25 protein-coding genes and 1 tRNA gene are annotated in these 25,461 nt (G+C 49.4%); 9 read left to right on the top strand and 17 right to left on the bottom strand.

Going from position 1 to position 25,461, the window contains the following annotated elements:
- Positions 1-11: 11 nt before the first annotated feature.
- From P2W70_RS07860 to P2W70_RS07845, 4 genes are read right to left on the bottom strand one after another with little or no spacing between them, the layout of a single operon-like run.
- Complete coding sequence (locus P2W70_RS07860; RefSeq protein ID WP_276480891.1) at positions 12-1,004, bottom strand: glycosyltransferase family 9 protein; 993 nt, start codon at positions 1,002-1,004, stop codon at positions 12-14.
- Positions 1,005-1,064: 60 nt separating this feature from the next.
- Positions 1,065-2,285, bottom strand: a complete 1,221-nt coding sequence (locus P2W70_RS07855; RefSeq protein ID WP_276480890.1) for an MFS transporter — start codon at positions 2,283-2,285, stop codon at positions 1,065-1,067.
- 5 nt (positions 2,286-2,290) lie between these two features.
- Complete coding sequence (locus P2W70_RS07850; protein WP_276480889.1) at positions 2,291-3,049, bottom strand: DedA family protein; 759 nt, start codon at positions 3,047-3,049, stop codon at positions 2,291-2,293.
- Between the two features lie 49 nt (positions 3,050-3,098).
- Positions 3,099-4,361, bottom strand: a complete 1,263-nt coding sequence (locus tag P2W70_RS07845; RefSeq protein ID WP_276480888.1) for a dicarboxylate/amino acid:cation symporter — start codon at positions 4,359-4,361, stop codon at positions 3,099-3,101.
- 194 nt (positions 4,362-4,555) lie between these two features.
- Here P2W70_RS07845 and P2W70_RS07840 point away from each other — a divergent pair, with 194 nt between their 5' ends.
- The 3 genes from P2W70_RS07840 (at position 4,556) to P2W70_RS07830 (ending at position 7,586) form a co-directional block, all read left to right on the top strand.
- Positions 4,556-6,040, top strand: coding sequence for an amino acid permease (locus P2W70_RS07840; protein ID WP_276480887.1), 1,485 nt, complete (start codon positions 4,556-4,558; stop codon positions 6,038-6,040).
- A 152-nt stretch (positions 6,041-6,192) separates the two neighbouring features.
- Positions 6,193-6,915 (top strand): YebC/PmpR family DNA-binding transcriptional regulator, encoded by a 723-nt coding sequence (locus P2W70_RS07835; RefSeq protein WP_276480886.1) that lies wholly within the window; start codon positions 6,193-6,195, stop codon positions 6,913-6,915.
- Positions 6,916-7,154: 239 nt separating this feature from the next.
- A complete protein-coding gene (locus tag P2W70_RS07830; RefSeq protein ID WP_276480885.1) occupies positions 7,155-7,586 on the top strand; it encodes a phosphohydrolase in 432 nt (143 codons plus the stop codon).
- Positions 7,587-7,675: 89 nt separating this feature from the next.
- Here P2W70_RS07830 and P2W70_RS07825 read toward each other — a convergent pair whose 3' ends face one another.
- From P2W70_RS07825 to P2W70_RS07810, 4 genes are all read right to left on the bottom strand, one after another.
- The gene (locus P2W70_RS07825; RefSeq protein ID WP_276480884.1) at positions 7,676-7,969 is read right to left on the bottom strand and encodes a hypothetical protein; all 294 of its coding nucleotides are present in this window, start codon (positions 7,967-7,969) and stop codon (positions 7,676-7,678) included.
- Between the two features lie 81 nt (positions 7,970-8,050).
- Positions 8,051-8,854, bottom strand: coding sequence for a PhzF family phenazine biosynthesis protein (locus P2W70_RS07820; RefSeq protein ID WP_276480883.1), 804 nt, complete (start codon positions 8,852-8,854; stop codon positions 8,051-8,053).
- 21 nt (positions 8,855-8,875) lie between these two features.
- Positions 8,876-9,496: a trimeric intracellular cation channel family protein gene (locus tag P2W70_RS07815; protein WP_276480882.1), complete on the bottom strand. Its 621-nt coding sequence runs from the start codon at positions 9,494-9,496 to the stop codon at positions 8,876-8,878.
- Positions 9,497-9,504: 8 nt separating this feature from the next.
- Positions 9,505-11,892, bottom strand: coding sequence for an alpha-ketoacid dehydrogenase subunit alpha/beta (locus P2W70_RS07810; RefSeq protein WP_276480881.1), 2,388 nt, complete (start codon positions 11,890-11,892; stop codon positions 9,505-9,507).
- Positions 11,893-12,033: 141 nt separating this feature from the next.
- On the opposite strand from P2W70_RS07810, the gene P2W70_RS07805 reads away from it, so the two are divergent.
- From P2W70_RS07805 to P2W70_RS07785, 5 genes are all read left to right on the top strand, one after another.
- Positions 12,034-12,480, top strand: a complete 447-nt coding sequence (locus tag P2W70_RS07805) for a DUF1573 domain-containing protein (protein ID WP_276480880.1) — start codon at positions 12,034-12,036, stop codon at positions 12,478-12,480.
- A gap of 12 nt (positions 12,481-12,492) precedes the next feature.
- Positions 12,493-12,939 (top strand): DUF1573 domain-containing protein, encoded by a 447-nt coding sequence (locus P2W70_RS07800; protein WP_276480879.1) that lies wholly within the window; start codon positions 12,493-12,495, stop codon positions 12,937-12,939.
- 462 nt (positions 12,940-13,401) lie between these two features.
- Positions 13,402-13,845, top strand: a complete 444-nt coding sequence (locus P2W70_RS07795) for an SET domain-containing protein (RefSeq protein ID WP_276480878.1) — start codon at positions 13,402-13,404, stop codon at positions 13,843-13,845.
- A gap of 209 nt (positions 13,846-14,054) precedes the next feature.
- Positions 14,055-15,251: a pyridoxal phosphate-dependent aminotransferase gene (locus P2W70_RS07790; RefSeq protein ID WP_276480877.1), complete on the top strand. Its 1,197-nt coding sequence runs from the start codon at positions 14,055-14,057 to the stop codon at positions 15,249-15,251.
- Positions 15,252-15,599: 348 nt separating this feature from the next.
- A tRNA-Met gene (locus tag P2W70_RS07785) sits at positions 15,600-15,673 on the top strand.
- Between the two features lie 72 nt (positions 15,674-15,745).
- Here the strand turns inward: P2W70_RS07785 and P2W70_RS07780 are convergent.
- The 6 genes from P2W70_RS07780 to P2W70_RS07755 form a co-directional block, all read right to left on the bottom strand.
- Complete coding sequence (locus P2W70_RS07780) at positions 15,746-15,958, bottom strand: YwbE family protein (RefSeq protein ID WP_276480876.1); 213 nt, start codon at positions 15,956-15,958, stop codon at positions 15,746-15,748.
- 84 nt (positions 15,959-16,042) lie between these two features.
- Positions 16,043-16,729, bottom strand: coding sequence for a type 1 glutamine amidotransferase (locus tag P2W70_RS07775; RefSeq protein WP_276480875.1), 687 nt, complete (start codon positions 16,727-16,729; stop codon positions 16,043-16,045).
- A gap of 2 nt (positions 16,730-16,731) precedes the next feature.
- Positions 16,732-17,475: a YggS family pyridoxal phosphate-dependent enzyme gene (locus P2W70_RS07770; protein WP_276480874.1), complete on the bottom strand. Its 744-nt coding sequence runs from the start codon at positions 17,473-17,475 to the stop codon at positions 16,732-16,734.
- 112 nt (positions 17,476-17,587) lie between these two features.
- On the bottom strand, positions 17,588-18,205 hold the full coding sequence (locus tag P2W70_RS07765; RefSeq protein WP_276480873.1) for a MarR family winged helix-turn-helix transcriptional regulator: 618 nt from the start codon (positions 18,203-18,205) through the stop codon (positions 17,588-17,590).
- Positions 18,206-18,460, bottom strand: coding sequence for a hypothetical protein (locus P2W70_RS07760; RefSeq protein ID WP_276480872.1), 255 nt, complete (start codon positions 18,458-18,460; stop codon positions 18,206-18,208). It abuts the gene before it with no gap.
- 14 nt (positions 18,461-18,474) lie between these two features.
- On the bottom strand, positions 18,475-18,741 hold the full coding sequence (locus P2W70_RS07755; protein WP_276480871.1) for a DUF2024 family protein: 267 nt from the start codon (positions 18,739-18,741) through the stop codon (positions 18,475-18,477).
- A 169-nt stretch (positions 18,742-18,910) separates the two neighbouring features.
- Here P2W70_RS07755 and P2W70_RS07750 point away from each other — a divergent pair, with 169 nt between their 5' ends.
- Positions 18,911-19,669 (top strand): MBL fold metallo-hydrolase, encoded by a 759-nt coding sequence (locus P2W70_RS07750; RefSeq protein WP_276480870.1) that lies wholly within the window; start codon positions 18,911-18,913, stop codon positions 19,667-19,669.
- A 76-nt stretch (positions 19,670-19,745) separates the two neighbouring features.
- Here the strand turns inward: P2W70_RS07750 and P2W70_RS07745 are convergent, their stop codons facing one another.
- The 3 genes from P2W70_RS07745 to P2W70_RS07735 form a co-directional block, all read right to left on the bottom strand.
- A complete protein-coding gene (locus P2W70_RS07745; protein WP_276480869.1) occupies positions 19,746-21,206 on the bottom strand; it encodes a RagB/SusD family nutrient uptake outer membrane protein in 1,461 nt (486 codons plus the stop codon).
- Between the two features lie 17 nt (positions 21,207-21,223).
- Positions 21,224-24,208, bottom strand: a complete 2,985-nt coding sequence (locus tag P2W70_RS07740; RefSeq protein WP_276480868.1) for a SusC/RagA family TonB-linked outer membrane protein — start codon at positions 24,206-24,208, stop codon at positions 21,224-21,226.
- A gap of 938 nt (positions 24,209-25,146) precedes the next feature.
- The coding region (locus P2W70_RS07735; RefSeq protein ID WP_276480867.1) for a group II intron maturase-specific domain-containing protein at positions 25,147-25,461 on the bottom strand (315 nt) is incomplete at its 5' end.

Genomic DNA, 25,461 nt, shown 5'->3' with positions numbered 1-25,461 from the left:
CCTGCCTATCGCTAAGCACGGCCCAGCCTTTCATTGACCTTGCCCAATACGTCTTCGGGCTTGATCTGTTGCATACATTTGAAATGCTTCTTCGGACACTTATCATAGCCGATCTTGGAACAGGGACGGCACGGCAAACCCTTTACTTCCAGGATATCGAATAGCTGTGGTTTGCCCGGCATATAGGGATACATGCCAAACTCCGGCACCGTATTGCCCCACAGAGATATGATGGGTTTATAAAAAGCAGTAGCAATGTGCATGAGCCCGGTATCGTTGGTGATGATCAGCTTCGACCGGCGAACCAGGTCGGCCGATTCATTGAGGTTGAATTTGCCACAGGCATTGTAGATCTTCACGGGGTCGGCCGCTGCAATCAGTTCACCATTGGCTACATCTTCCTTCCCTCCCAACAAGATGATGGGGTGATGGATGGCTGCACACAACGCTTTCACCTTATCGATCGGGTAACGTTTGGTATTGAGCGCTGCCCCGATCACGATACCAATATAGCCGGCATGGTGTGAGGTGGGAATATCGCTTTCTTTGATCCTGTCCTCATCGGGAATAAAGTAGTCGAGCCCCGCACCGTCGTTCTTCACGCCGAATGTTTGCAGGGTTTCCAGGTAGCGGTCTACAATATGTACGGCCGGCATTTTGTTGACCTTGAAGTTGGTCAGCAGCCATTTCTCTACATTGAGTTTGTTGAAAGAGAAAGATTGTTTGCCGAGTGCCCGTTTTACTTTCAGGGTACGCAGGTTGTGGTGCAGATCGATCACATAGTCAAAGTCTTCGGCTGTGAGCGCGGCGATCATGCTGTCAAAATCATCCTGCAGGTAATGGACCTTATCGATATAGGGATTGGTTTCTACAATGGTCTTGAACCCGGGTTTGGTCAGGAAATGCACTTCGGCCGTCAGCACCTGCTTTTTGAGGCAGCGCACCACAGGTGTTGTCAGCACGATATCACCGATAGAGGAGAAACGGATGATAAGGAATTTCATAATTATAGTTGATCGAATGGGCTGCAGGTCGCGGCAGTCCAAATTCGTGCGAAGGTAAGATCACTCCTCCACATAGTTGAGGTCTTTGTGGAAAGTCTCCTCCGACAGGAAGGCCGCCACAATAGCCACTACCATCACGATAATACCCGTCACCAGACCGCTCATGACATAACCAAGCGAGGCCTGCAGACTCACAAACAATAGCGATACCAGCGTCAGCGCACCACGTACCATATTGGGTACGGTAGTAGCGACCGTAGCGCGGATATTGGTACCAAACTGCTCTGCCGCCATGGTGACGAAGATGGCCCAGAAACCAGTACCAAAGCCCAGCAGGGCGCAGGCCGCATACAGCGACCCGGGTGTTTGCCCTTCGAGACTGAAAAACCAACCAATACCGACTGCGGTGAGTCCGTAAAAGAGAAAGAGGGCTTTTTTGCGGCTCCTGAACCATTGGCTGACCAGCCCCACTACAATGTCACCTATTGAAATAGCTGCATACGCAAACATGATCGCCTTGCCGGGATCGATCTTGCCGTCGATGCCCATATGCTCGCTGAACTCTTTGGAGAAGGTCACCAGGATGCCGATCACATACCAGGTGGGCAGGCCAATGAGAATGGCACAGAGATATTTACGGAAACGTTGGGCATTGTTGAACAAGATGCGGATATCGCCCCGGGCAATCCGCGAATCCTGGATGCTTTTGAACATGCCCGACTCGAGCACCCCTACCCGCAGCAGCAGCAGCGCAAAGCCCAGTCCGCCTCCAATAAAGTAGCAGGTACGCCATTCGAATAGCTCTTTGATGAAGAAGGCTACTACCGCACCGGTAAGACCAATACCTGCCACGAGCGAAGTACCGATGCCTCTTTTTTCCTTGGGCAGTAACTCACTGACGAGGGTAATGCCGGCACCCAACTCACCCGCCAGTCCAAAACCTGTAATGAACCGGATCGTGGCGTATTGATTGACGGTTTGCACAAAACCGTTGGCGATATTGCCCAGCGAGTAGAGAATGATGGAAGCGAATAATACTTTCAGGCGTCCCTTTTTATCACCGAGGATACCCCAGAAGATGCCACCGAAGAGCAGGCCGAGCATCTGGATATTAATGATAAAAAGGCCGTCGGAGGCTATTTGCGCATCGTTCAGGCCTAATGATCGTAAAGATGGTACCCGGATAATGCTAAACAGCAACAGGTCGTAGATGTCTACGAAATATCCAAGGGCAGCAACTATGACAGCAAGGTTAAAAACAGAAGCATTTTTCTGTTGCATGGCGGTTATTCAGTCGTTTCGTTGGTAGGCGGCAGTTTTTCGGCTCCTGCCTTCTTCTTCCCAAAGAACAACTTAATAATAACTGGTGCAGTAGTTACCAGCACGATGCCAATCACGATCACTTCCAGGTGTTGTTTCAGGTCGAAGCCGAATTGGGAAAGAATCCATTTCTGCAGGAAGTGACCGGCGAAAAGCATACTGAATACCCAGGCCAGGCATCCTACAATATTATAAAAGGTAAACTTCTTCTTCTCCATTTGCACAATGCCGGCTACGATGGGGGCAAAGGTGCGGATGATGGGCAGGAAACGGGCGATCACGATCGCGCCACCGCCATTTTTCTCATAAAACTCATGGGCCTGGTGCAGGTAATGTTTTTTGAACAGCATATTGTCTTTCCAGGTATACATGGCCGGACCGATCTTGCGCCCCGTCCAGTAGCCGACCATATTGCCGAGGATCCCCATGAGGGAAATGAGTAACCAAAGTATGATCAGGTCGAGCCATTCGTTGCGCACCTCACCCATGCCGACCAGTTTCAGCAACTCGTAGGTAATGCCTGGCTTGCCCCCTTCACCTTCATGGGCATAAATACCGGCTACGAACAACAGCGAGTCACCGGGCAGGAAAAAGCCGGCAAACAGGCCTGTTTCTGCAAACACCACAAACAGCAAGAGCCACAATCCGCCATTTTCGATGTAAAACTGCGGGTTCAGCAACTGCTTCCAGTGAAAATCCAGTAAGATCAGGTCCAGCAAGGTCATACTACGAGCTTAAAAAGATGAGGTATTAGTGTTTAGGTGATGCGACCGGTCAGGCGGCCAGGCTCCCGGTATCTGTTTGCTCGGGGCCCAGTTCTCCTTCCCACTTACTAACGACGCTGGTGGCCAGCGCATTGCCCACCACATTGGTCATCGTACGGAACATATCACAAAAATGGTCGATCGGCAGGATCAAAGCTACTCCTTCCGGTGGAATCCCGAACATGGAGCAGGTAGCCAGCACGATCACCAGCGAGGCCCGGGGTACCCCGGCTATGCCTTTACTGGTCACCATCAGTACGAGCAGCATCGTGAGCTGTGTACCGAGGTCCAGCGGAACTTTATAAGCCTGCGCGATGGCGAGGCTCGCGAAAGTCATGTACATCATACTGCCATCGAGGTTGAAAGAATAACCCAAGGGTAATACGAAAGACACGATCTTGCCTTTGCAGCCAAACCGCTCCAGCTCTTCGGTCAGTTTGGGAAATACGGCTTCACTGCTGGTGGTACCGAACGCGATCAGGAGTGGACTGCTGATGCGCTTGAGCAGGTGACCAATGCGTTTACCTAATATAAGATATCCTACCGATAACAATACCACCCACAATACGGCGATGCCGATCAGGAAGTAGGCGAAATACACAATGTAGAACTTGAAGATCTCGGGACCTTTTACGGCTATTACAGCGGCCAGGGCGCCAAATACCCCAAACGGAGCAAAGTTCATGACATAGCCGACCATTTTAAGGATCACATGCGCCACCACATCGAGCGCTTTGATCAGCGGCTTGCCGTAATCCCCCAATGCGGTCATCGCGATGCCAAAAAAGATACTGAATACGACCAGTTGCAGGATCTCGTTGGTCGCCATCGCTTCCACGAAGCTGCGCGGAATGATGTGCTCCACAAATTTCTCCAGGGAAAACTCCTGGTTCTTGGTCATCAGGTCCTTTACTCCAGCACTGTCTGCCTGGGAAAGGTCAATATAATGGCCTGGCTGCAGCAGGTTGACCAAGAGCAAACCGATCAGCAACGACACCAGCGAGGCAGAAACGAACCAGAGCAAGGCTTTGCCGCCCACACGACCTACCGTCTTCATATCGCCGAGTTTGGCGATGCCCACTACCAGCGTGGAGAATACGAGCGGGGCGATGATCATCTGCACGAGGCGGATGAACACCTTACCGAGCAGATTAATATTCTTGGAGAAACCTTTAATAAATTCAGGGGAGCTTGAATAGTGTACGATCGCTCCAACTACAAATCCGAGCACCATGGCCAGGAGAATATAGAGCGTAAGCCTGTTTTTCTTCATGAAGGCAATTCTTGTTGGGTAATGGCCTGCAATATAAGGCATAAAGGGAAAAAACCATGTTTGTGATTATAGGGGCTACCACTCACCCCAAAACAGGTTACAGGGGTTGATTTTAAAATGGTCGTGATCATTTTATCCTTATCTTTCCGGCTTTATTTATCAAATTGGTCACATAATAAACTATAACCAACTGTATGAGTTTGTTCAGAAAAAAATCCCTTACTGCCTTACTAGCACAGGCAGCAGACTCTGAAAAAGGACTGAAGCGGACGCTGGGTGCCTGGAACCTGGTTGCCCTTGGTATTGGTGCCATCATCGGTGCCGGTCTCTTTGTACGTACGGCAGCAGCCGCTGGTGGACATGCCGGACCCGCTGTAACCATCTCTTTCATCATTGCAGCCGTAGGTTGTGCTTTTGCAGGTTTATGTTATGCTGAATTTGCCTCGATGATCCCCATCGCTGGTAGCGCCTACACCTATGCTTACACGACCATGGGTGAGATCGTTGCCTGGATCATCGGCTGGGCCCTCGTACTCGAGTACGCATTGGGCGCTGCTACGGTATCAATTGCCTGGAGTGAATACTTAAATAATTTGTTGGGGGGGGCAATACCATATGAATGGTGCCACTCGCCATTGGAGTCTGCTATAGACGCCAGTGGTGTAATGCATACCGGTATCATCAATGCACCCGCTCTGCTGATCCTGTTACTCCTGTCCCTGCTGCTCATCAAGGGTACAGAAGAATCAGCGATCGTAAACGCCATCATCGTATTTGTAAAAGTCGCTATCGTACTGGTGTTTATCGCGATTGGCTGGCAATACATGAAGCCGGAGAACCACGTTCCCTACTTCATCCCTGCCGACCAGCCTGACGCTATCCTCCCCGACGGTTCGCATTATTCCTATGCGTCTACATTCAACCATGGTTTCATGGGTGTGTTGCGTGGTGCTGCTATCGTGTTCTTTGCCTTCATCGGTTTCGATGCGGTATCGACAGCCGCCCAGGAAGCGAAGAATCCCAAACGCGATATGCCCATCGGGATTCTCGGTTCGCTCGTGGTTTGTACCATCTTATATGTACTGTTCTCCTGGGTACTGACCGGTGTAGCTCCTTTCACCGACTTCCAGAACAAGGGTGGTGAAGCTTCAGTAGCGTATGCGATCAAAACCTATATGGCAGATCACGCCTGGCTCGAAACACTGGTAACCGTAGCCATCCTGGCTGGTTTCTCCTCTGTGATCCTGGTGATGCTGCTCGGTCAAAGCCGTGTGTTCTACTCCATGAGCAACGACGGCCTGCTGCCCAAGGTGTTCGCAGATCTGCATCCGAAGTTCAGAACTCCTTATAAATCAAACCTGATCCTGTTCCTTTTCGTAGGCGCCTTTGCAGGTTTCGTACCTGGTCGCCTGGCGGGTGACCTCACCAGCATCGGTACGCTGTTCGCGTTCGTACTGGTAAGCGTTGGCGTATGGATCATGCGTAAATCGAACCCCGAGATCGTTCGTCCGTTCAAAACCCCTGCGGTGCCTTTCGTGTCTACCATGGGTGTACTGGTGTGCGGAGCGATGATCATCTCGCTCGACCACGTAACCCAATTGACCGCCCTCGCCTGGATGGTCATCGGTTTGATCATTTATTTTGGCTACAGCCAGAAGAGAAGTAAGCTTAACCAATAAATCTGGCATCGCCAGGTGGAAAAACGTCCCGGAAACATCTTCCCGGGACGTTTTTTTATGCCACCGGCATGTTTTATTTTTGCACGCCTGTACTGGCCCCACGGGCTTGCTGGGCTGCCAACGAACATCAAAATCATCGTAATTAATAATATATGGGTCGCATATTTGAAGTACGTAAGTCTACCATGTTTGCCCGCTGGGACCGCATGGCCAAACAATTCAGCCGCATCGGTAAGGAAATCGCCATTGCTGTAAAGGCAGGTGGCGGCGATCCCCACACCAATCCTGCCCTTCGTCGTTGTATGCAGAACGCGAAAAGCGTGAACATGCCCAAAGACAGGGTGGAAGCCGCCATCAAACGCGCTTCCGGTAAGGAAATGGAGAACTATGAAGAGATCCTGTACGAAGGATATGGTCCCAATGGTGTAGCGATCCTGGTAGAGACTGCTACTGACAACCACGTGCGTACGGTGGCCAACGTGAAGTCGATCTTCAACAAAGGCAATGGCACCCTGGGCAACAGTGGCAGCGTAAGCTTCCAGTTCAAGAAGATGGGCGTTTTCAAACTGAAGCCCGAAGGATTGAATGCGGAAGACCTCGAACTGGAGCTGATCGACTTTGGCCTGGAAGAACTGGGTGAAGGAACCGGTGAGAATGGCGAACCCGTACTGGTGATCCGGGTAGGTTTCACTGATTTCGGCAATATGCAGAAAGCCCTGGAAGAGAAAAACCTTACCCCCATCAGCTCGGAAGTAGAGTGGATTCCCGGCACACCGGTAGAACTGGACGAAGAAGCCGCGCAGGAAGTACTGAAGCTCGTCGACAAACTGGAGCAGGACGACGACGTGCAGAAGGTATTCCACAACCTCGCCTAATGTATGCACTGACCGGTTGCTGGTCGACGTGTAGTCAATAAAGGAAAGGCCGATCTTGCGATCGGCCTTTTTTTATTATCCCCTTAGGGAGGATACCAGGTAGTGTTAGTACCGCGCCGGCCGCCAAATACCTGCCCAGCCATCAAATCGCTGCTACTACTGCAGCACGTTGCCCCTGGAATGCTTACATTTGGTAACGGGCACCTTGCTGCCATTTCTATCACCTTACTTGAAAACAAATGACGCTGGAAAAAGCCATCGATATTGCCACCCAGGCACACCAGGGACAGGTAGACAAATATGGGGCACCTTATATTGGCCACGTCATGCGAGTCATGAATATGGGTCGAACGGAGGAAGAGAAGATCTGCGGCGTGCTACACGATGTGGTGGAGGATACCGACTGGACTTTCGAGCGATTGGCCTCCGTAGGATTTGGTCCCGATATCATTGCGGCGTTGCGTTGTGTAACGAAGGAGTCGGAAAGCGAAGACTATGATCATTTTGTACAACGCACTTTGCAAAACCGGCTGGCCTGCCTGGTCAAGCTCAATGACCTCACTGACAATATGGACGTACGGCGTATGCCCGAAGTCACTTCAAAAGACATTGCGCGGTTGAATAAGTATTTACGGGCGTATCGGAAGATTGCTGCAGCGGTGTCGAAGTAGCATTCTCGTCGGCTCTATAATCGGGCTATTTATTTCTATTATAGGTACTGATGGCTGAAGTGACTCGTCAATTGGGCCATTTACCTACCCTACCTAATCTGCTGCTCACCTTCGCGGATCTCACGCTTGATAATACCTTTGAACCGTCGCTCATTGTGCAACCAGGTGTAGACGGTAATGGCAATGCCAAATACGAGGCTCAGAATACCTACAGACACAAAATAGCTCAAGCCGATCATGGAGATCATCGAGAAGAGAAAGGAGCAAACAATGGCTGTAATAAGCGTAATAACGGGAATATACAAAGCAAAGTAAGATACGCGCCCGCCGGTGCGCTGCTCTTCCCAATATTTTACAAATCGCTTTTCTTTAGGTGATAACACGATCAGAGTTTTTAGGTATGGGTGATGCGGTCAATGCTGGTCCATGATCAGGGGGCCCCAGCGCTCGACCAGCCAAGCTGGTTATCCGTTCAGTTCGATCTCCCCTTTCATAAAGTACACACATTTACCGGCCATCGTAACACGCTCGCCCTGGAGAGAACACCATAATTCGCCCCCGCGCCTGGACAGCTGTTTTGCCCGCAAGTTAGTCTTTCCCAGCTTTCCGGCCCAATATGGAATCAGTTGCGAATGCGCTGAGCCGGTAACAGGGTCTTCGTCTATGCCTATCACCGGCGCAAAGAAGCGGGAAACGAAATCCGTTCCATTACTCCCAGCCGCCGTGATGATCACCTTCTGTTCCATGCGCTTCAACCGTACGAAATCGGGCTGGCACTTCAGCACGGCCTCTTCGCTTTCCAGCTCCACCAAAAAATCGCGGTGCTTGAATACGGCTTTGATAGGAATAAAACCCAGCGCTACCGCCAGTTCGGCCGGAAAGTCTTTCAACGGCTCCGGCGTCCAGGCGGGAAAATCAAGGGTGATGAGCTCTTCCTTCCTGCTAACCGTCAACAAGCCGCTCAGGCTTTGAAAACGGATCACCGGCTGATCAAACCCCAGCTTATTGAACAATACCCAGGCTGAGGCCAGGGTAGCATGTCCGCATAGATTGATTTCGCTGGCAGGCGTGAACCAACGGATATGATAATCATAATCAGCACCGGTTTCCGCATGCACAAAAAACACCGTTTCACTCAGGTTGTTTTCCAATGCGAGCTGTTGCATGAGGTCGTCGGCAATCCACTCCTGCAAGGGGATAACCGCAGCCGGATTGCCGCCAAACAATTTGTCGGTAAATGCATCGACCTGGTACAGCGTATATTTCATACAGTAAGGTTTGATATTAGATTACATCCGGTTTTCATATACCCTGGGTAACATCAACTTGTAACGAATGGCAATGATCCGCACAAAAACAATCACGAGAATGGCCAGGATCGCATTGACATCATCGTCCATGCCTGTCTTTTGTACTAATAGATATAGTGTGCCTCCAATGATGCAGGCCGATGCATAGATCTCCCGTTGGAAGATCAACGGCACATTGTTGAGCAGTACATCGCGTATCACCCCGCCAAAGCAGGCCGTAATGGTACCCAGCGCAATACAAATGCCCGGACTCAGGTGCAGCTGCAAGCCTTTTTCGAGTCCGATCAGTGTAAACACGCCCAGCCCCATAGCATCAAACAAGAACAGTGTTTTGTGAAACTGCTTTACATAGCGACCAAAGAACAAGGTGATAAAAGCAGTAGCGAGAATGATGATGGCCGTCATATCATTGCGCAACCACGCCACCGGTGTACTGCCAATCAGGATATCCCGCAAGGTACCGCCACCAATGGCCGTAACAAATGACAGGATCACCACACCAAAGGGATCGAGCTTGCGCTCCATGGCCGAAAAAGCACCGGAAGCCGCGAAAGCGATCGTACCCAGGATATCAATAATGTTCAGGAAATTGTATTCCATGCCTGCTCCTATTCAGCCATCATTTCGCGGATCACATCGATGATCTCTTCGAGGTTGGGCTTGCTGAAGTAGTCGCCATCGCTACCATAACTCGGACGATGCGCCTGTGCCGTAATCGTACGCGGCGCCACATCGAGCCAGCGGTAACCACCCTGCTTTTCCATCACTTCATTGTACATAAAGCCGCAAGCGCCACCTGGTACGTCTTCATCTACAAAGACAATGCGGTTGGTCTTCTTCAGCGAGTCGAGGATCATGTGGTGAATATCGAATGGCAGTAAGGTCTGCACATCGACCACTTCACAACTAATACCTTCTTTTTCGAGGTGAACGGCTGCTTCCTGCGCAATACGAAGGGTAGATCCATACGATACTACCGTGATATCTTCCCCTTCGCGCACAATTTCGGGAACACCCAGCGCCACGCGATGTTGCATCAGATTGGCGGGTAATTTCTCCTTGAGGCGATAACCATTCAGCGACTCTACGATGATGGCTGGGTCATTGCCCTCCAGCAAGGTATTGTACATACCCGCTGCCTGTACCATGTTGCGGGGTACACAGATATGCAATCCACGCAGTGCATGCAACATCATACCCATTGGTGATCCGCTGTGCCAGATACCTTCCAGGCGATGGCCACGGGTACGCACGATCAGCGGACAACTTTGGCGGCCCCTGGTGCGCCAGTGCAGACTGGCCGCATCATCGCTCAGTGGCTGAAGGCCATATAATAAGTAATCGAGGTATTGTATTTCTGCGATCGGGCGCAGACCACGCATGGCCAGACCAACGCCCTGCCCCATGATCGTCAGTTCCCGGATGGCGGTATCGAAAATGCGGTGTTCGCCATACTTGGCTTGCAATCCTGCAAAGCCCTGATTCACATCGCCGATCTTACCCACATCTTCCCCAAAGGCCAATACTTTAGGATTGGCTGCAAAGAGTGCATCGAAGTACCTGTTCAGTATCTCATACCCATTTACCAATGGCGAATCGTGCGCATATTCCACCGGCACGGGTTTCACCTTCAGTGGGCTCTTCGGACTTTCATCGTATAGGTAAGTATTGTAGTAGTTGTAACCTTCTTTTTTCAGTGTGTTGTAGAACGTCTTCACTTCTTCTGCCATGACCGAGTCGCCGGCCGCGGCAATCACCCGGTGCAAGGCCACCATAATATCCTTGCGATGCGGCTCCCGGTTATTAACCAGCTCCTGCCTGGCTTTGGTAATATCACCATGTACGTCCACGCCCTGCTGGATCAGGTTATCGATCAGCTCAACGCATTGTGCTACCTGCTCTTTGATGGGGTTCACGAATTTTTCCCAGGCATGTATCTTACTGTCACGTACCAGCTCTTTGGCTGCAACCTCGATATCATACAACTCATCTTCGCTGGCTAGTTCATTTTCGAGCACCCATTCGCGAAATTTCTTGTTGGCATCCCACTCGCGCTCCCATTCCAATTGCTCCGGACTTTTGTAGCGCTCGTGACTACCCGAGGTAGAATGCCCCTGCGGCTGGGTGACTTCTTCTACATGGAACAAAGCGGGGATATGGGTGTCGCGGATCTTTTGGATGGCCGTTTCCAATACTTCGCACATGCCGGCATAATCCCAAGCCTTCAGTTTATAGATATCGAACCCATTGGTATGGTCTTTCTTCTGCATGCCTTTCAGGGCTTCGGAGATCGAGCCTTTGGTCGTTTGGTATTTGCGGGGTACTGAAATTCCGTATCCATCATCCCACACAAATACGGCCATGGGAACCTGCAGTACGCCGGCGGCATTCATGGTTTCCCAGAAATGCCCCTCGGAGGTCGAGGCATCGCCGATGGTACAAAAGCACACTTCGTTGCCGTTGTCGCTGAGGCTCGTCATATCCTGCAATACCGAAGAATGTCGAAACAGGTTAGATGCCAGGGCAAACCCAAGCGAGCGGGGCAGCTGGGCCGCTGTGGGCGCCATGCCGGCCGCAATATTTTTATGGTTGACGAGGTCGAGCCACTCGCCTTCAGGTGTTACGTTGGGAGTCGCGAAGTGCGAATTCATCTGCCGGCCACCACTGTGGGGGTCATTGACGGTATCCGCATACAGCTGGGAAAAGAACTCTTCGATGGTAGCCTGGCCGGTCGCAAAAGCCAGGGTTTGGTCGCGGTAATAACCGGACAGAAAATCACCGGGGCGGAAGAATTTGGCAACCGCAATCTGCGCCACCTCCTTGCCATCACCGAAAATGCCGAATTTAGCCTTGCCTGTCAGCACTTCCTTTCGGCCTAACAGACTGACTTCCCGGCTTTCACAGGCCATTTGGTAATCGCGCAGCACTTCTTCCCGAAACTTGTCGAAGGAGAGCTTTTCGCTGGTCAGCAATGGGTTGTGAATCGTGTTTTCCATGGTGTAAAAGTATTGATTAAATCCCCTTGAAATGCGGCCTTTTGCGGGGATGTTAAAAAAATGTCTTTAGGGGTAAAAATTATTACCTGCTACTACGTTAAAAATGTATTTTTGGAGCATCTCTAACCAAATCCTAAGAGTATGAAAATAGTGTTTACGCTACTCTTGATAACCGGCCTGGCTGCATCGGCCACGGCACAGACCACACCGGATGCGCAGGCAGCTCCGGCACCTTCACTGGCGCTGAAAGAAGCCAGTTACGACTTTGGGAAAATTCCCCAGGGACGTCCGGTAACCCATCTTTTTGAGGTCACCAATACCAGCAAAGAGGTGATCCGTTTGGAGAATGTACAAACCAGCTGTGGCTGTACGACGCCCGAATGGAGCCGCGAACCGATCCAACCGGGAGCGTCTACCACCATCAAAGTGGGGTACAATTCTGCCGGCGAAGGTCCGTTCAGCAAAACAGTAACTATTATTTACAACAACAATCAGACAAAGCAGGTTGTTATATCTGGAAATGTCTACAAGGCACCGGCAACCTCTGCTCCCGCAAACGCGTCTTTGTCATTACTTAAACATTCATAAAATCAATTCAATATGAAAAGGTTTCTTTTGGCAGTAAGTGCCCTTCTGTTATCCGCTACCATGTTTGCGCAGGCACCTGCAACCGCTGGTCAAAAAGCATCTGATGTACTGAAATTCAAAGAATTAACCCACGATTTCGGTAAGATCAAGCAAGGTGTACCCGTAACTTATGATTTCGTGTTCAGCAATGCGGCCACTAAACCAGTAGTGATCGAATCAGCGACTGCTTCCTGCGGTTGCACCACTCCTGTAAAGCCTGAGGCTCCCATTGCTAAAGGAAAGCAAGACAAGATCACAGCTGGCTTCAATGCTGGTGTACTGGGTACCTTCACCAAGAGCATCACCGTAAAGGTGGCTGGTATCGACGCTCCCATGGAGATCAAGATCACTGGTGAAGTGTTGAATGACGTAGACTACGCCAAGTACGAAAAAGAGAAAGGTTCCAAGAAAAGCAAATAAGCTTTAACTCATTGATATTGATCCCCATAGCGGCCTGCTATGGGGATTTTTTTTGCTCCTGCCTCTACTGCTTCCGAAAGGCTCGCAGCGTGCTATTGATAATCATGCGATTATAGAGGATACAGCGTAGATAGAGCGCCCATACAGCGTCCATACAGCGTAGATACAGCACCTCTATAAGAGACGCTGTATCTACGCTGAAAACGTGGCGTAACCGGGCTGATTCATGGGTGTTGGCGACCAGTAGAGTTACTTCTCCCATCCTGATGGTGTCTCGTCCTAATATAGCTATACAGGTGAATAAATAGTCCTGATTGAACATTACAGGTGAGCCCGGAAAAGCAAGCCCCGTATTGCCAATGGCCAACCAGGAGAGTCACTAAACTTGCTGGCTTTTACTGAATTATGGCGCCATCAATGGCCGATTATAGTAGCTTTGTCGCTCCCTATCAATTACTACCCATGGCAAACGCGAAGAAAAAGATCCTTACCACACCTGACTACCGGGTCTTCTACCCGATCAAAGTAGCGAAAAGTCAGATAGACGGCCAGGGAGCTTATGCCCTGGAACGAATACCGGCCCGGAAAAAGATTGGTGACCTGGGCGGGGTGATCATCACGATCCGGGAGGCTCGGCGCATTACCGCCCAGACGAAGCGGGTGGCCATGGTCGAGTTTGACAACGGCGAAGCCCTGAATGCGTCCGTCAATCCCAATGAGCTGCGGTACATCAACCATAGCTGTGACCCCAATACCTATATGCGGCTAACCCACCGGCGGGTGGAGTTTTACGCCCTGCGTCCTATCAAGGTGAATGAAGAGCTGACCTGTAACTATGGCGAGACACACCATGATGGAAAGCTGCCCTGCCAGTGTGGTGCCAAGAACTGCAAAGGGTTTATTTGATGCAGAGGCAGTCCGGATGATACTGAAGGGGTCTATTTACCCCGAATGTTAAACCGGCGTGATGTTGAAAAGGGTTTATCCGACCGGAGCACCAGTAGGGATTGCTCAAGGCGCGGTGCATTACTTCAGGTTACGGCCAGCGGTAGGTTTATCAAAGTCACAGCAGGAAGAGCGTTGAGGATTTATCAGAACCTCCTTACTTTTGCGCCATGCTAACAATTAGTCATCGGGGGCAATCTATGCCCTCCTCTCCAATCCGTAAGCTGGTTCCGTTTGCAGAAGCAGCCAAGAAGAAAGGTGTCAAAGTATACCACTTGAATATTGGTCAGCCCGATATCGAAACGCCCCAAGCGGCGCTGGATGCGGTGCGCCATGCCGATTTTAAAGTACTGGAATATAGCCACAGTGCGGGTAACGAAAGCTACCGCCGCAAGCTCGTGGAATATTACAAGAAAAGAGGTATCGAGATCGATCATACCCAGATCATCGTAACGACGGGCGGTTCGGAAGCCATCCTGTTTGGTTTTATGGCCTGCCTCGATGCCGGTGATGAAGTGATCATCCCCGAGCCGTTTTACGCCAACTACAATGGGTTTGCGGTAGCAGCCGACGTACAGGTAAAGCCCATTACTTCGCATATCGAAAGCGGATTTGCACTGCCACCGATCAGTGAGTTTGAGAAAGCGATTGGTCCCAAAACCAAGGCCATCGTACTCTGCAATCCCAACAATCCTACCGGCTATCTCTACAGCAAAGAGGAGATGGAGACGTTGAAGCAGATCGTTATCAAACACAATCTTTACCTGTTTGCCGATGAAGCGTACCGCGAATTCTGTTACGAAGGTGAGCACATCAGCGCGATGCACCTGCAGGGTGCTGAAGAAAATGTGGTACTGATGGATACGATTTCCAAGCGCTACAGCGCCTGTGGTGGCCGTATTGGCGCCCTGATCACCCGCAACAAGCAGGTATTGGATACGGCAATGAAATTTGCCCAGGCCCGCCTAAGCCCACCCTCCTTTGCACAAATTTTAGGTGAAGCGGCGGTAGACCTGCCCGATGATTATTTCGACGCTACCAAAGCAGAATACAAGAAGCGCCGTGATGTGATGGTGGAAAGGCTGAATGCCATGCCGGGAGTCTTCTGTCCCAATCCGGGTGGAGCTTTCTATGCCATTGCCCGCCTGCCGATCGACAATGCAGACACTTTCTGCCAGTGGTTGCTGGAATCTTTCAACCACGACCAGCAGACCGTGATGCTGGCGCCTGCCACCGGTTTCTATGGCACGCCAGGACTGGGATTGAATGAGGTACGCCTCGCCTATGTACTCAATGTGAATGACCTGAACAAGGCGATGGATTGCCTGGAAGCGGCATTGAAAGTGTATCCTGGTAAGACGAACTAAACGCTATACCGCACTGCGGTAACGATAGCTCATCCCGGACAGCGTGTAGTTGTCCGGGATTTTTTGTGGGGAGCTCCCCAACCCTGGCTTCGTGCGAAGGGACGCTGCCAATAGTCTAATTGGTAGTCGCTCAACCAATAAGCGGTAAAATCACCATATACCGCGTGGAACACAGAAGCGCCGAATCTTTTTGAGTTTCTTTGAATTAAGTTTTTGCCGAACGCTGATTTTTTCTATTTTTGCAGCCCATTTGACGCCCATGGGTTTCAACTGGAAAAAACGGGGTTCGATTTTGGTCGGCTCCACGGGAACCAACAGGGGTTCAACTCCCTTCCCGGGGTAGAATATGGCGAGGTAGCTCAGTTGGTTAGAGCGCAGGATTCATAACCCTGAGGTGATGGGTTCAATTCCCATCCTCGCTACAAAAAAAGGCTTCACGCAAGTGAGGCCTTTTTGCATATAGATCTGTCTGTCGCCATTCAAATATTCATAACCTACTCTCCATCCGGATCTACCACATCGATCTCGGCTACACGACCTACCTGGCCATCCTGCAACCGCACTTTGATGCCGCGTGAGTGATAGGCAGAAGAGGTCAGCAGGTCCTTGACAATGCCATAGGTTAATTTGCCACTGCGTTGGTCCTTCTTGAGAATGATTGCCACTTCTTGCCCCGGAAATATGTCTTTTCTGTACTGACCGTCCATCTGCGCTGCGTATTTGGCACGAAATTATTGAAGTCCCCGGAATCGTCCAGATAAATCCTTCTATGCCCGCGAGGTGATTTCATGCTACGCTGTACACATCTTTTCTAGGATCAATCCCATCAAATAATTGGGTTGCCCGAAAGCCTTGTATTCGGCAATGACCTCTCCGGGTTGGATAAATGGCCCTTCCACCAATTCTTCCGTTCCATTTTTTATCATCTCACAGATGGTGTCCGGCGTTGCCTCCAGGTGAAACTGCAATCCTATCAGATGCTCACCGTAAGTAAAAACCTGGTGATTGCAGGCTTCCGATGCTGCCTGAATGACTCCACCATAGGGATTATCGAATTTATCGCCGTGCCAATGAAAAACATCCATGGTGTCCGGCACCTCCGCCCCCAACCACTCGCTGAAGGATTTGTCGAACGTAACCGGAAACCAACCGATCTCTTTGTGCTTATTGGTAAAGATGGTAGCACCCAATACGGAAGCCAGCAGTTGCGCACCCAGACAAATGCCAATAACCTTTTTGTCGGCCTTCACAACATCGTAGATAAAGTTCTTCTCATCAGGTAACCATTTGTATAGATGATCATCGTATACCCCCATGGGCCCACCCATAACGATGAGGACATCAACATCCGCCACCGACGGAAATTGAGCTTGCTCCCATATCCTGGTAACAGTAATGGTATGCTCCCGCTCCTTCAACCATGGCTCAATGTATCCCAGTCCCTCAAATGGCACGTGTTGTATGTAATGTATGCGCATGTTTATTTGTTTTCATTCCAATAATAGCTGTCCGGATATTGCCGCTTGCCAAACACAGCGGTTCCTACCCGAACAATTGTTGACCCTTCCTCGATGGCTGTTTCCAGATCACCGCTCATGCCCATGCTCAAGCCATTCTGCGCTGACGATAACAAACCACCGCTTATGGCTGCATCCCTGATCTCCCGCAATAGCCTGAACGAGGGGCGTACCTTCTCCGGGTCTGCATCAAACAAGCCGATCGTCATCAAACCTCTTATCCGTAGTGTTTTTAAAGTCCCCAGCTGCTCTATCAGCGACAAGGCCTGATCGGGATGCGCTCCAAATTTACTCTCCTCAAAAGAAGTATTGACCTGTACAAATATATCCAGGGTCTTTTGTTCAAACTGCAACCGCGCATCCAGCTTCTCCGCCAGTTCCATCCGGTCGATAGATTGTATACAGTTCACATATTTTAACACCTCTTTGATCTTATTCGTCTGCAAATGGCCAATAAAATGCCGCTCGACCGGCAGGCTGTCCAGCACGCCGGCCTTCTCTTTCAACTCCTGCACTTTGTTCTCACCCGTCAACGTTTCTCCCACTGCAAGGGCAAGCTGGATCCTTTCAGCCGGAACCGTTTTGGTGGCCAATAATAGTTGCACGTCTGCGCTATCCCTGCCTGCTTTGCGGCAGGCCGCCATTATTCGCTGCCTGATCAGAGAAATGTTTTGTTCAATGATCAACTGGTCTGCATTATCGTTCATGGCAATTAAGTGATTCGGGTTAGCAATAGAAACCTCCTGCTAGTATATAGCCCTTTCTGCCGGCGGTAAAACCTACCGATGCAACATCCAATCAGTAAAGTAGTATTCACTACTACCCTACTTGTTGTACATGTTCGGGACAATCCAATCGTAGATGGTCTGGCGTCAGGGTTATCTGTAAGAGATTACAAAAAGGCTTATTGTTGGCAGTTGCATAATGAACACAGGTGAAGCACATGCGTTGCATGGTAATGATGCCATCTTTGTACAGGTTATAGATCATGTCCAGCAACACGGTCTTGAGGCTCGTTTTTTGCCGATCACTCAGCGGTTCCAGGTAACGCAGGTAATTATTGGCAAACCCACCGGTTGCGCTCGCCATCTTCTTCCCCAATGCCGTCAATTTTAGCACCTGCGCCCTGGTGTCGGCAGGGTTATCCTTCTTTACCAATAGCTTTTTTTCCGACAACACTTTCACCACATCGCTCATGGTAGCCTTGGTTACATTGAACTCTTTGGACAAATAAGTAACCGTTGCTTTCGATTCATCGTGCGTATGCAGAAATAGGATCGATTGCACCTGAATCGGGCTTAATCCATGTTCCTTCGCCTGCTCCCACAACATCACCCTGAACGATTCGCCAATGCGTTCCAAAGCGGCAATGATCATTGCCGTATTAGAATTGTTCTGATCATCCGGGTTAAATGGTATGGTATCCGTTGTGTTCATTTAGCATTCTGAATAATCTGAGGAAAAAGTACCGTTTACAGCATACAACCTGTCGACCGCAATTTCCAGCTTGTCATCGAGCCGCAGCCACTGCTTGCCATCCCGTTCTAAAACGGCTGTAATAAAACCGTTGGCACGCGTCACACCACCATCCTCATACAGGAGCGCGGCTTTCTGTTTCTGATGAAAGCGTGTCATTACCAGCTCATAGAAGCTACCATTGGCCGGTAAAGTTTCTCTGGTATCGTTGTTCATGCTATAAAGTTAGGTTAATTGTAACAGCCCTGCATTTCGATGATCGAATAGCCCTGACGACTGATGTCTTCCACTACTTCCGGGCTTGCCTCTTCGATGTGGCAGAACCTGCATTCTTTGGTAGACAGCGGCTGCCCTGCCTGATCCTTGGTTTGCAAATAAGACTGTCCATACTGGTGGATCTTGTCTTCATCGGTCAGCTGATGTGGCACCAGGATATCAAAATGCATGATCTTTCCATTCTTTTTGGTGACATACGTGTCGTACACGGAGACTTTCATATACATCTATTAAATGTTAGGAATGATTTGACAATACAAATATAGTTAGGATTCCTAACACTTAAAAACCTCCTGCCGTTAATTTATTACTAAAGCGATTTCCGGTCAGCCACATCCCTTCCCCCTGCTTTTCGGGAGATTCGCTACATTTATCGCATAAAACCATTGTATGAGAACCTTTTTCACTACTACCTTATTGATTTGCGGCCTGTTGCAGGGGCAGGCGCAACTGGCCAGTCCGGACATTATCGAAGACAAACAAACAGGGAAGATCAGTATACAACCTATAGAGCATGCCAGCCTGCTGGTACAAACCGGCACCCAAAAGATCTACGCAGACCCTTTCGGGGCTGATCATTTCCGGGAAATGGCTGCAGCAGATATTATTCTCATTACCGACATTCATGGAGATCATTATGACCAGAAATCTATTGACGCCCTGAAGAAACCCTCTACCATTATTATTGCACCACCGGTAGTAGCAGAAAAGCTAACCGGCTTCGACAAGGACCATATCATTGTGCTGAAAAACGGGGACCAAACCAAACAAGGTGGCCTCATGGTAGAAGCTATACCTATGTACAATCTCCCGGAAAGCGAAACTGCCCGCCATACCAAAGGCAGGGGAAATGGTTATGTAATTACCATTGGCAGTAAACGCCTCTATATATCAGGTGATACGCAGGGTATTCCGGAAATGAGGGCACTGAAAAATATTGATATTGCTTTCGTTTGTATGAACCTGCCCTATACCATGGATGTGAAAGAAGCGGCTGATGCGGTACTGGCCTTCCAGCCAGCCATCGTGTACCCGTATCACTACCGCGGGCAGGGTGGTCTTAGCGACGTAAACGAATTCAAGAACCTGGTAGATGCAGGCAGGAAGAAGATCGAAGTAAGATTGAGGAATTGGTATCCGGGCAATTAAAGACTGTAAACTGATTCAAAATAAAAAGGGTGCACTTCGCATGGTGCACCCTTTTGTATATCATCCATCGAATTACTTAGTTGCCGTATCCTGGATTCTGCTGTCCTTTAATGGCAGGATTAGCATCCATCTCGCGCTGTGGTATAGGAAGTATAGTCTTATTCTCAGGTGCATTTACGATGAAGGTAATGGTACCCCTTCTCGTTTTGGTAAATGTCTGCTTGCGTCTGGTGAGGTCGAAAAGACGGTGCCCTTCAAAAGCAAACTCTTTTCTTCTTTCCACCAGGATGGCTGCCTTCAGGTCGTCACCGGCAAGCGTGCCGGGAACGGTTGCTGCTGCATCGCCACGGGTGGTGATTACATTGAGATCGGCCCGGGCCAGGTTATCCTGGTTGCTATACGCATACGCTTCAGCCCTGTTCAGGTAGACCTCCGCCAGTCGAAGCACCTTCAGGTTCTCTTCGTAAGTCGTAATGTTATTGTACTTATTCACGATGTTGGCAGGATTCTCTCCTCCGGTTCCGGTGCGCCTGCTTCTAGTTATAAAGCCACGACGCGCATCGGCTGCGGTATAGATCTTGTACATCGTATCTGTGGCAATCGCATCGCCGTAACCACCTTGCGCATAGAAATAACCCAACGCATCGGTGCTATTGTTATCGGTGGCAGTGAAAGCAACTTCAAAAATGGTCTCAGCATTGCTCTGCTTTCTGAAATCCGCCACCAGCGTGGCACCAGGCAACAAGGTATATTTCTTACGATCGATCACTTTATTAGCCGCATCAATAGCCTTGGCGTAATCTTCCTTGTAGAGATACACACGAGACAACAAAGCCAGACCACCAAAATAATTGAACCTTGTTTTGGACGAGGTAGAAGTCGCGGCAGTATCAGTATTGAGTTTACTTACCGCACTGTCGAGATCCTTGATGATCTGATCATAATTCTCCTTTACGCTATTACGGCCCAGGGCAACAACACCCGACTTATCGGTTGCCGTTTTCAAGGTGATAGGAACACCGAGGTGTGTAGCACCAGCCGAAAAGTTGTAAGGCTGCGCAAAGAAGCGAACCAGGCTGAAATAACCAAAAGCACGCAGTGCATACGCCTGGCCAACCAGCTTTCTTTTTTCTGCCGTGTCGGCCACAGGCACCTCCAAAGGCTCTCCCTTCTCAATGACAAGGTTGGCGTTGGCAACTACCTGGTACAGGTTGTTCCAAAGATTGGTAGCCATACCGTCATTGGCAGCCATCGCATATTGATCCTGCGGCTGATAACGGTTTGCATTGATGACACTGATCTGCAGGTTATCGGACATCAGATCTGGAATCAGGGAGGCTGTACGGCCGTACGAATTGGCGCTTTGCAACAGGGCATAGATACCATTTACTGCCGCCCGGGTACTAGGCACATCGGTTACCGTTTGCGCCACATCTGTATTCTGTTGCGGATCTATCTCCAGGAAACTCTTTTTGCAGGCAGTTCCCGCCAGGACTATCGCTGCAAGTATATATATTGAATATTTTACGCGTTTCATATTTAACACTTAAAAATTTAGAAAGAAATGTCAATACCGCCCACGATTGTTCTGAAAACAGGAGGACGCTGATCGAGATCACCTGTGACAGGTACTTCAGGATCGTAAGAAAGGCGTTTGTCTTTCACCCAGGTAAACAGGTTGTTGGCGCGAACATAGAACCTTGCGTTGGCCAGTTTCAGACGGCTGGTCACTGATCTGGGCAGGTTGTAAGACAGCGTAACATCCCTCAAGCGAACATAATCACCGTCATACAGGAAGCGGGAAGAGTTCTGCGAAGAAAGACCCGTCTGTGAGCCGAGGTAGGTAACCCGGGGAACATCAGTCACGTCGCCTGCTTTCTTCCAACGATTCTCGTAGGTGTAACGATTGATCTTTCCGGTTGCACTGAAGCCTGAAGAACCGTCCGAGTTGAGGAAAGATCCCCAACCGTCGTAGATCTTATTACCAAAGTTGTAGTACAACTGGAAGCTCAAGGTAAATCCTTTCATAGAGACGGTGTTGGTAAGACCACCGAAGAAATCAGGCAAGGCTGAACCCTGGTTAGCGCGAAGGCCCTGACTGAATACATTCGTTGTTTTAGTCCTGGCGCTATCGGTATACCACATCGCCTCACCATTGGCAGCATTCACCCCTGCATAGTCGATCAGGTAGTACTGGTAGAAATCCAGGCCAACTTCGCGGTTGAAAGTACCCCGGCTGGGGCTGTTCAAGGCAGTGATCTTATTCTTCAGGGTGGTTAAGTTGAAGTCTGTGCTCCAGCTAAAACCATCCGGACTGCTGCTAACGATGTTGCGGGATGAGATGCTGATCTCGATACCGCTGTTCTTCATCGCACCTACGTTATCGGTGTAACCAGTAAGACCATTGATGGAAGAGATAGGAACAGTCAGCAACAGGGCGGTTGTTTTACGCTCATACCATTCCAGGCTACCGGTGATTCGATCGTTCAGGAAACCGAAGTCGAGGCCGATATTCAACGGCTTATTGACTTCCCAGGTCAGCTTATCGTTGGAGTATTGCGTCAGAGCGTAAGCAGGGGAACCATCATACACGGTATTGCCGCTGTAGAGACCACGGGAATCAAAATTTCCGATCTCCTGGTTACCATTCAGACCGTAGCTCGCGCGCAGCTTCAATTGTGACAATGTTTTCAGATTGGCCATAAAACTTTCGCTGGTGATATCCCAGGAAGCGCCTACAGACCAGAAATTGCCATATCGTTTGTTGAATCCAAACCTGGAAGAACCATCGCGACGGAATGTACCGGTCAGGTAATATTTCCGCTTATAGTTGTATCCAACGTTGGCCAGTACGGAAGCAATGCTGTTTTCGGTAATAGAAGAAGAGGACGACTCAGGTTTGGCGGCATTGGCCAGCGTATTGGTGTTGGGCAGGAAGTTAGAGGCTGCATTGCTGCTGCTGTTAACCGTTGTTTTCTGCGCTTCATACCCTACCAGGGCATCAAATTCATGATCTTCTCCAAAAGTTGTTTTGTATTTCAACAGGTTGGTGGTGATCCAGTTCAGGTATAATGCATTGGAAGCTGAGCCATAGCCACCATAGTTACGACCATCACCAAATCCGGGTGACCAGAACAGGTTGGTCATACCATAGTTCATATCCAGACCTGCCTTGGTTTCGAAGGTCAAGCCCTGATAGATCTTATATTGAGCACCTACCGAACCCAATGCAGAATACGATTTAGCCTTACGGAAATTCTTTTCCGCCAACTGCACGGGATTGAACGTATTGTTGTAGCTGTTGTCAAAAGAACCATCCGGATTATAGATCCTCAACCAGGGTTGCAGACGATAGAATGAACGGATAGGATTGGCAAAAGCGCCAGCATCAGAAGAGGTATTTGACTGCTGGTAGCCGAGCGACAATGAACCATTGAAACTCAACCTGTCTGTTGCCTTATTGGTCAACGACAGCTTGGCCGTTGTTCTGGTATAATCAGAACCAATTACAGCCGCTTCCGATTTATAGATACCTCCGGAGAGATAAAAGGTAGTCTTGTCAGTACCACCAGAAGCAGACAGATCGTATTGTTGGAAATTACCATTGCGGGTCAATGCATCTACCCAATCCGTATTAACAGTGCTATCTACACCACGGGCTTTTACCTCAGCAGGAAAATCGGCCAGGTTCTTTCCAGAATTTACCCATCCTTCACGCAGTAATTCGAGCATCTCTGGTGTAGACAATGGCAGATCGCTGTCGCGGAGGGTGATCTTGTTGATACCATACTGAGCAGAAGCGCTGAATTTCGTTCTACCAGCTTTACCGGTTTTGGTAGTGATCAATACCACACCATTCGCAGCTCTCGATCCATATAAAGAAGCTGCGGCAGCATCTTTCAATACGGTCACGCTTTCCACATCATTGCTGCTCAGGCCAGCAATGGTATTAGTGTTGTAGCCGGTGATATCGCCAGATACGACAGGTACTCCGTCTATTACATACAGCGGAGCACTTGAAGCGTTAATAGAACCTACGCCACGGATGCGGATATTGGGTACACTACCTGGCTGACCTGAACCGTTTACGGCCTGCACACCTGCCACGTTACCCTGGAAGCTTTCCTGGATACTGGCACGAGGCGCTCTCGCCAGTTTTTCAGTACTGATGGTAGTAGCAGCGCCTGTCAACGAACGCTTATTCTGTGTTCCATAAGCCACCACTACGACTTCCGCCAATCCCTGATCATTTTTTGTCAGTTGAATATCCAGCTGGATATTTTTACCTATGGTCACTTCCTGCTGAGCAAAACCTACAGCAGAAACAATCAAGGTCCTGGCATTTTCGGGAACTGTAATTGAGTAGCTACCATCACTACCCGTCGATGTACCACCATTGTTTCCTTTGAGGACCACAGATGCGCCGGGGATCGGGGCACCTGCCTGGTCGGTTACTTTACCGGACAGCGTTTTGTTTTGTGCCAACAAAGAGCCGGTAAAGAGCAACATGACCATCGCTAACGCGAGAATCTTTCTCATGCCTTTTTCAGTTTTAGTTAAAAAGAAAAGTTTAGGTATCTAAAGTTTGATTTCACAATACTTATACATAGGGTAAATTGTTGTAAGGCAATAGCATTCCATCCAGCCCTGCAGGAAATACAGAACGGAGGTATGGGATTGGAACCCTTACAGGTATATTAAGTCAGGCTATTTGATAGATAGCTTGATAATACAATCGTTATAATGCTGTGGATAATACAGTACGGGAAGTGAACGGTAGTAATGCGAAAGTGTTCCAGTCATTCTCATGTGTTCTTTTATTGGTAATACCAATGATAAACAATGGCCTTTTCTATATATTAGTCAGTCTTTGCGATAGTCAGGATCAGGATTCAGATTTAGCCCGAAGACCCTTATGCATTCGTTGTGTGAATCATCTCAGTGCAACCCAGATAGGTGTTGGTAGATCAAGGCAAGGTTAAAAAAGAGCGCCCAAGGTAGTTAATATTCGTTTATGAGCGTCATTAAAATTAACCTGCCTATAACATCATCCGTTTCCTTTTATCAGTTACAAGACTTAAAGAAAACATTTTTAGCTGCTCGCTACTACATTCAGGCGCAAGTATTTTTTTACATGATAAGTAAATCAACAACCGCTACAACTCAATCCCAGCTTCATTTAGCAGCGACATGCCCGTACCAGGTCAATCTGCTTATCATGTTCAATTACCTTAACACACCATTCAAGAATAGTTTACAACTCATCAAGACAAGAAAGTATAATTATCATGTGGGTCTTAATGTATCAACAACATTCAATGGCCCTACCAGTCTTGCGCGCTTCATCCGACAGCAACAATGATGAATGAAGAAGACTGCATTTAACGCGCACAACCCTGCAAGTGAGTAGGAGGCGCGGTTTCTGCCGCGCCGTCCCCTCCAGCCACCGTACGTACGGACCCGTATACGGCGGCACATCAGAGTAAAAACGTTGGAAGGGTACTTAATTCCGTAAGGGATAGGTACCCTTCTCTTTTGAGTAAAGAGCTGTTCAGTGCCCGTTTCAGGATAGGACTGTGACTCAGCCGCCAATAGCCTTTACGACTATTGCCCCATTGATAAGCCTGCCAGTCGGGCGTCCCCAAACTGACGAGCTTTTTCACCCGGGTCGACGGCAGCTTCCATTGTTTCCAGTAGCTTTGTCGAAGGCGGCAGCGAACCCACTTATCAAGTTCGACATATACGCTCTTTGCCTCGTTCAGTCTGAAGTACTGTACCCAACCACGGTTCAA

Source organism: Paraflavitalea pollutisoli (assembly GCF_029360705.1).
GTDB lineage: Bacteria > Bacteroidota > Bacteroidia > Chitinophagales > Chitinophagaceae > Paraflavitalea > Paraflavitalea pollutisoli.
The sequence above is the reverse complement of the archived record's forward strand: the minus strand, read 5'-3'. Positions and strand labels throughout refer to the sequence as shown.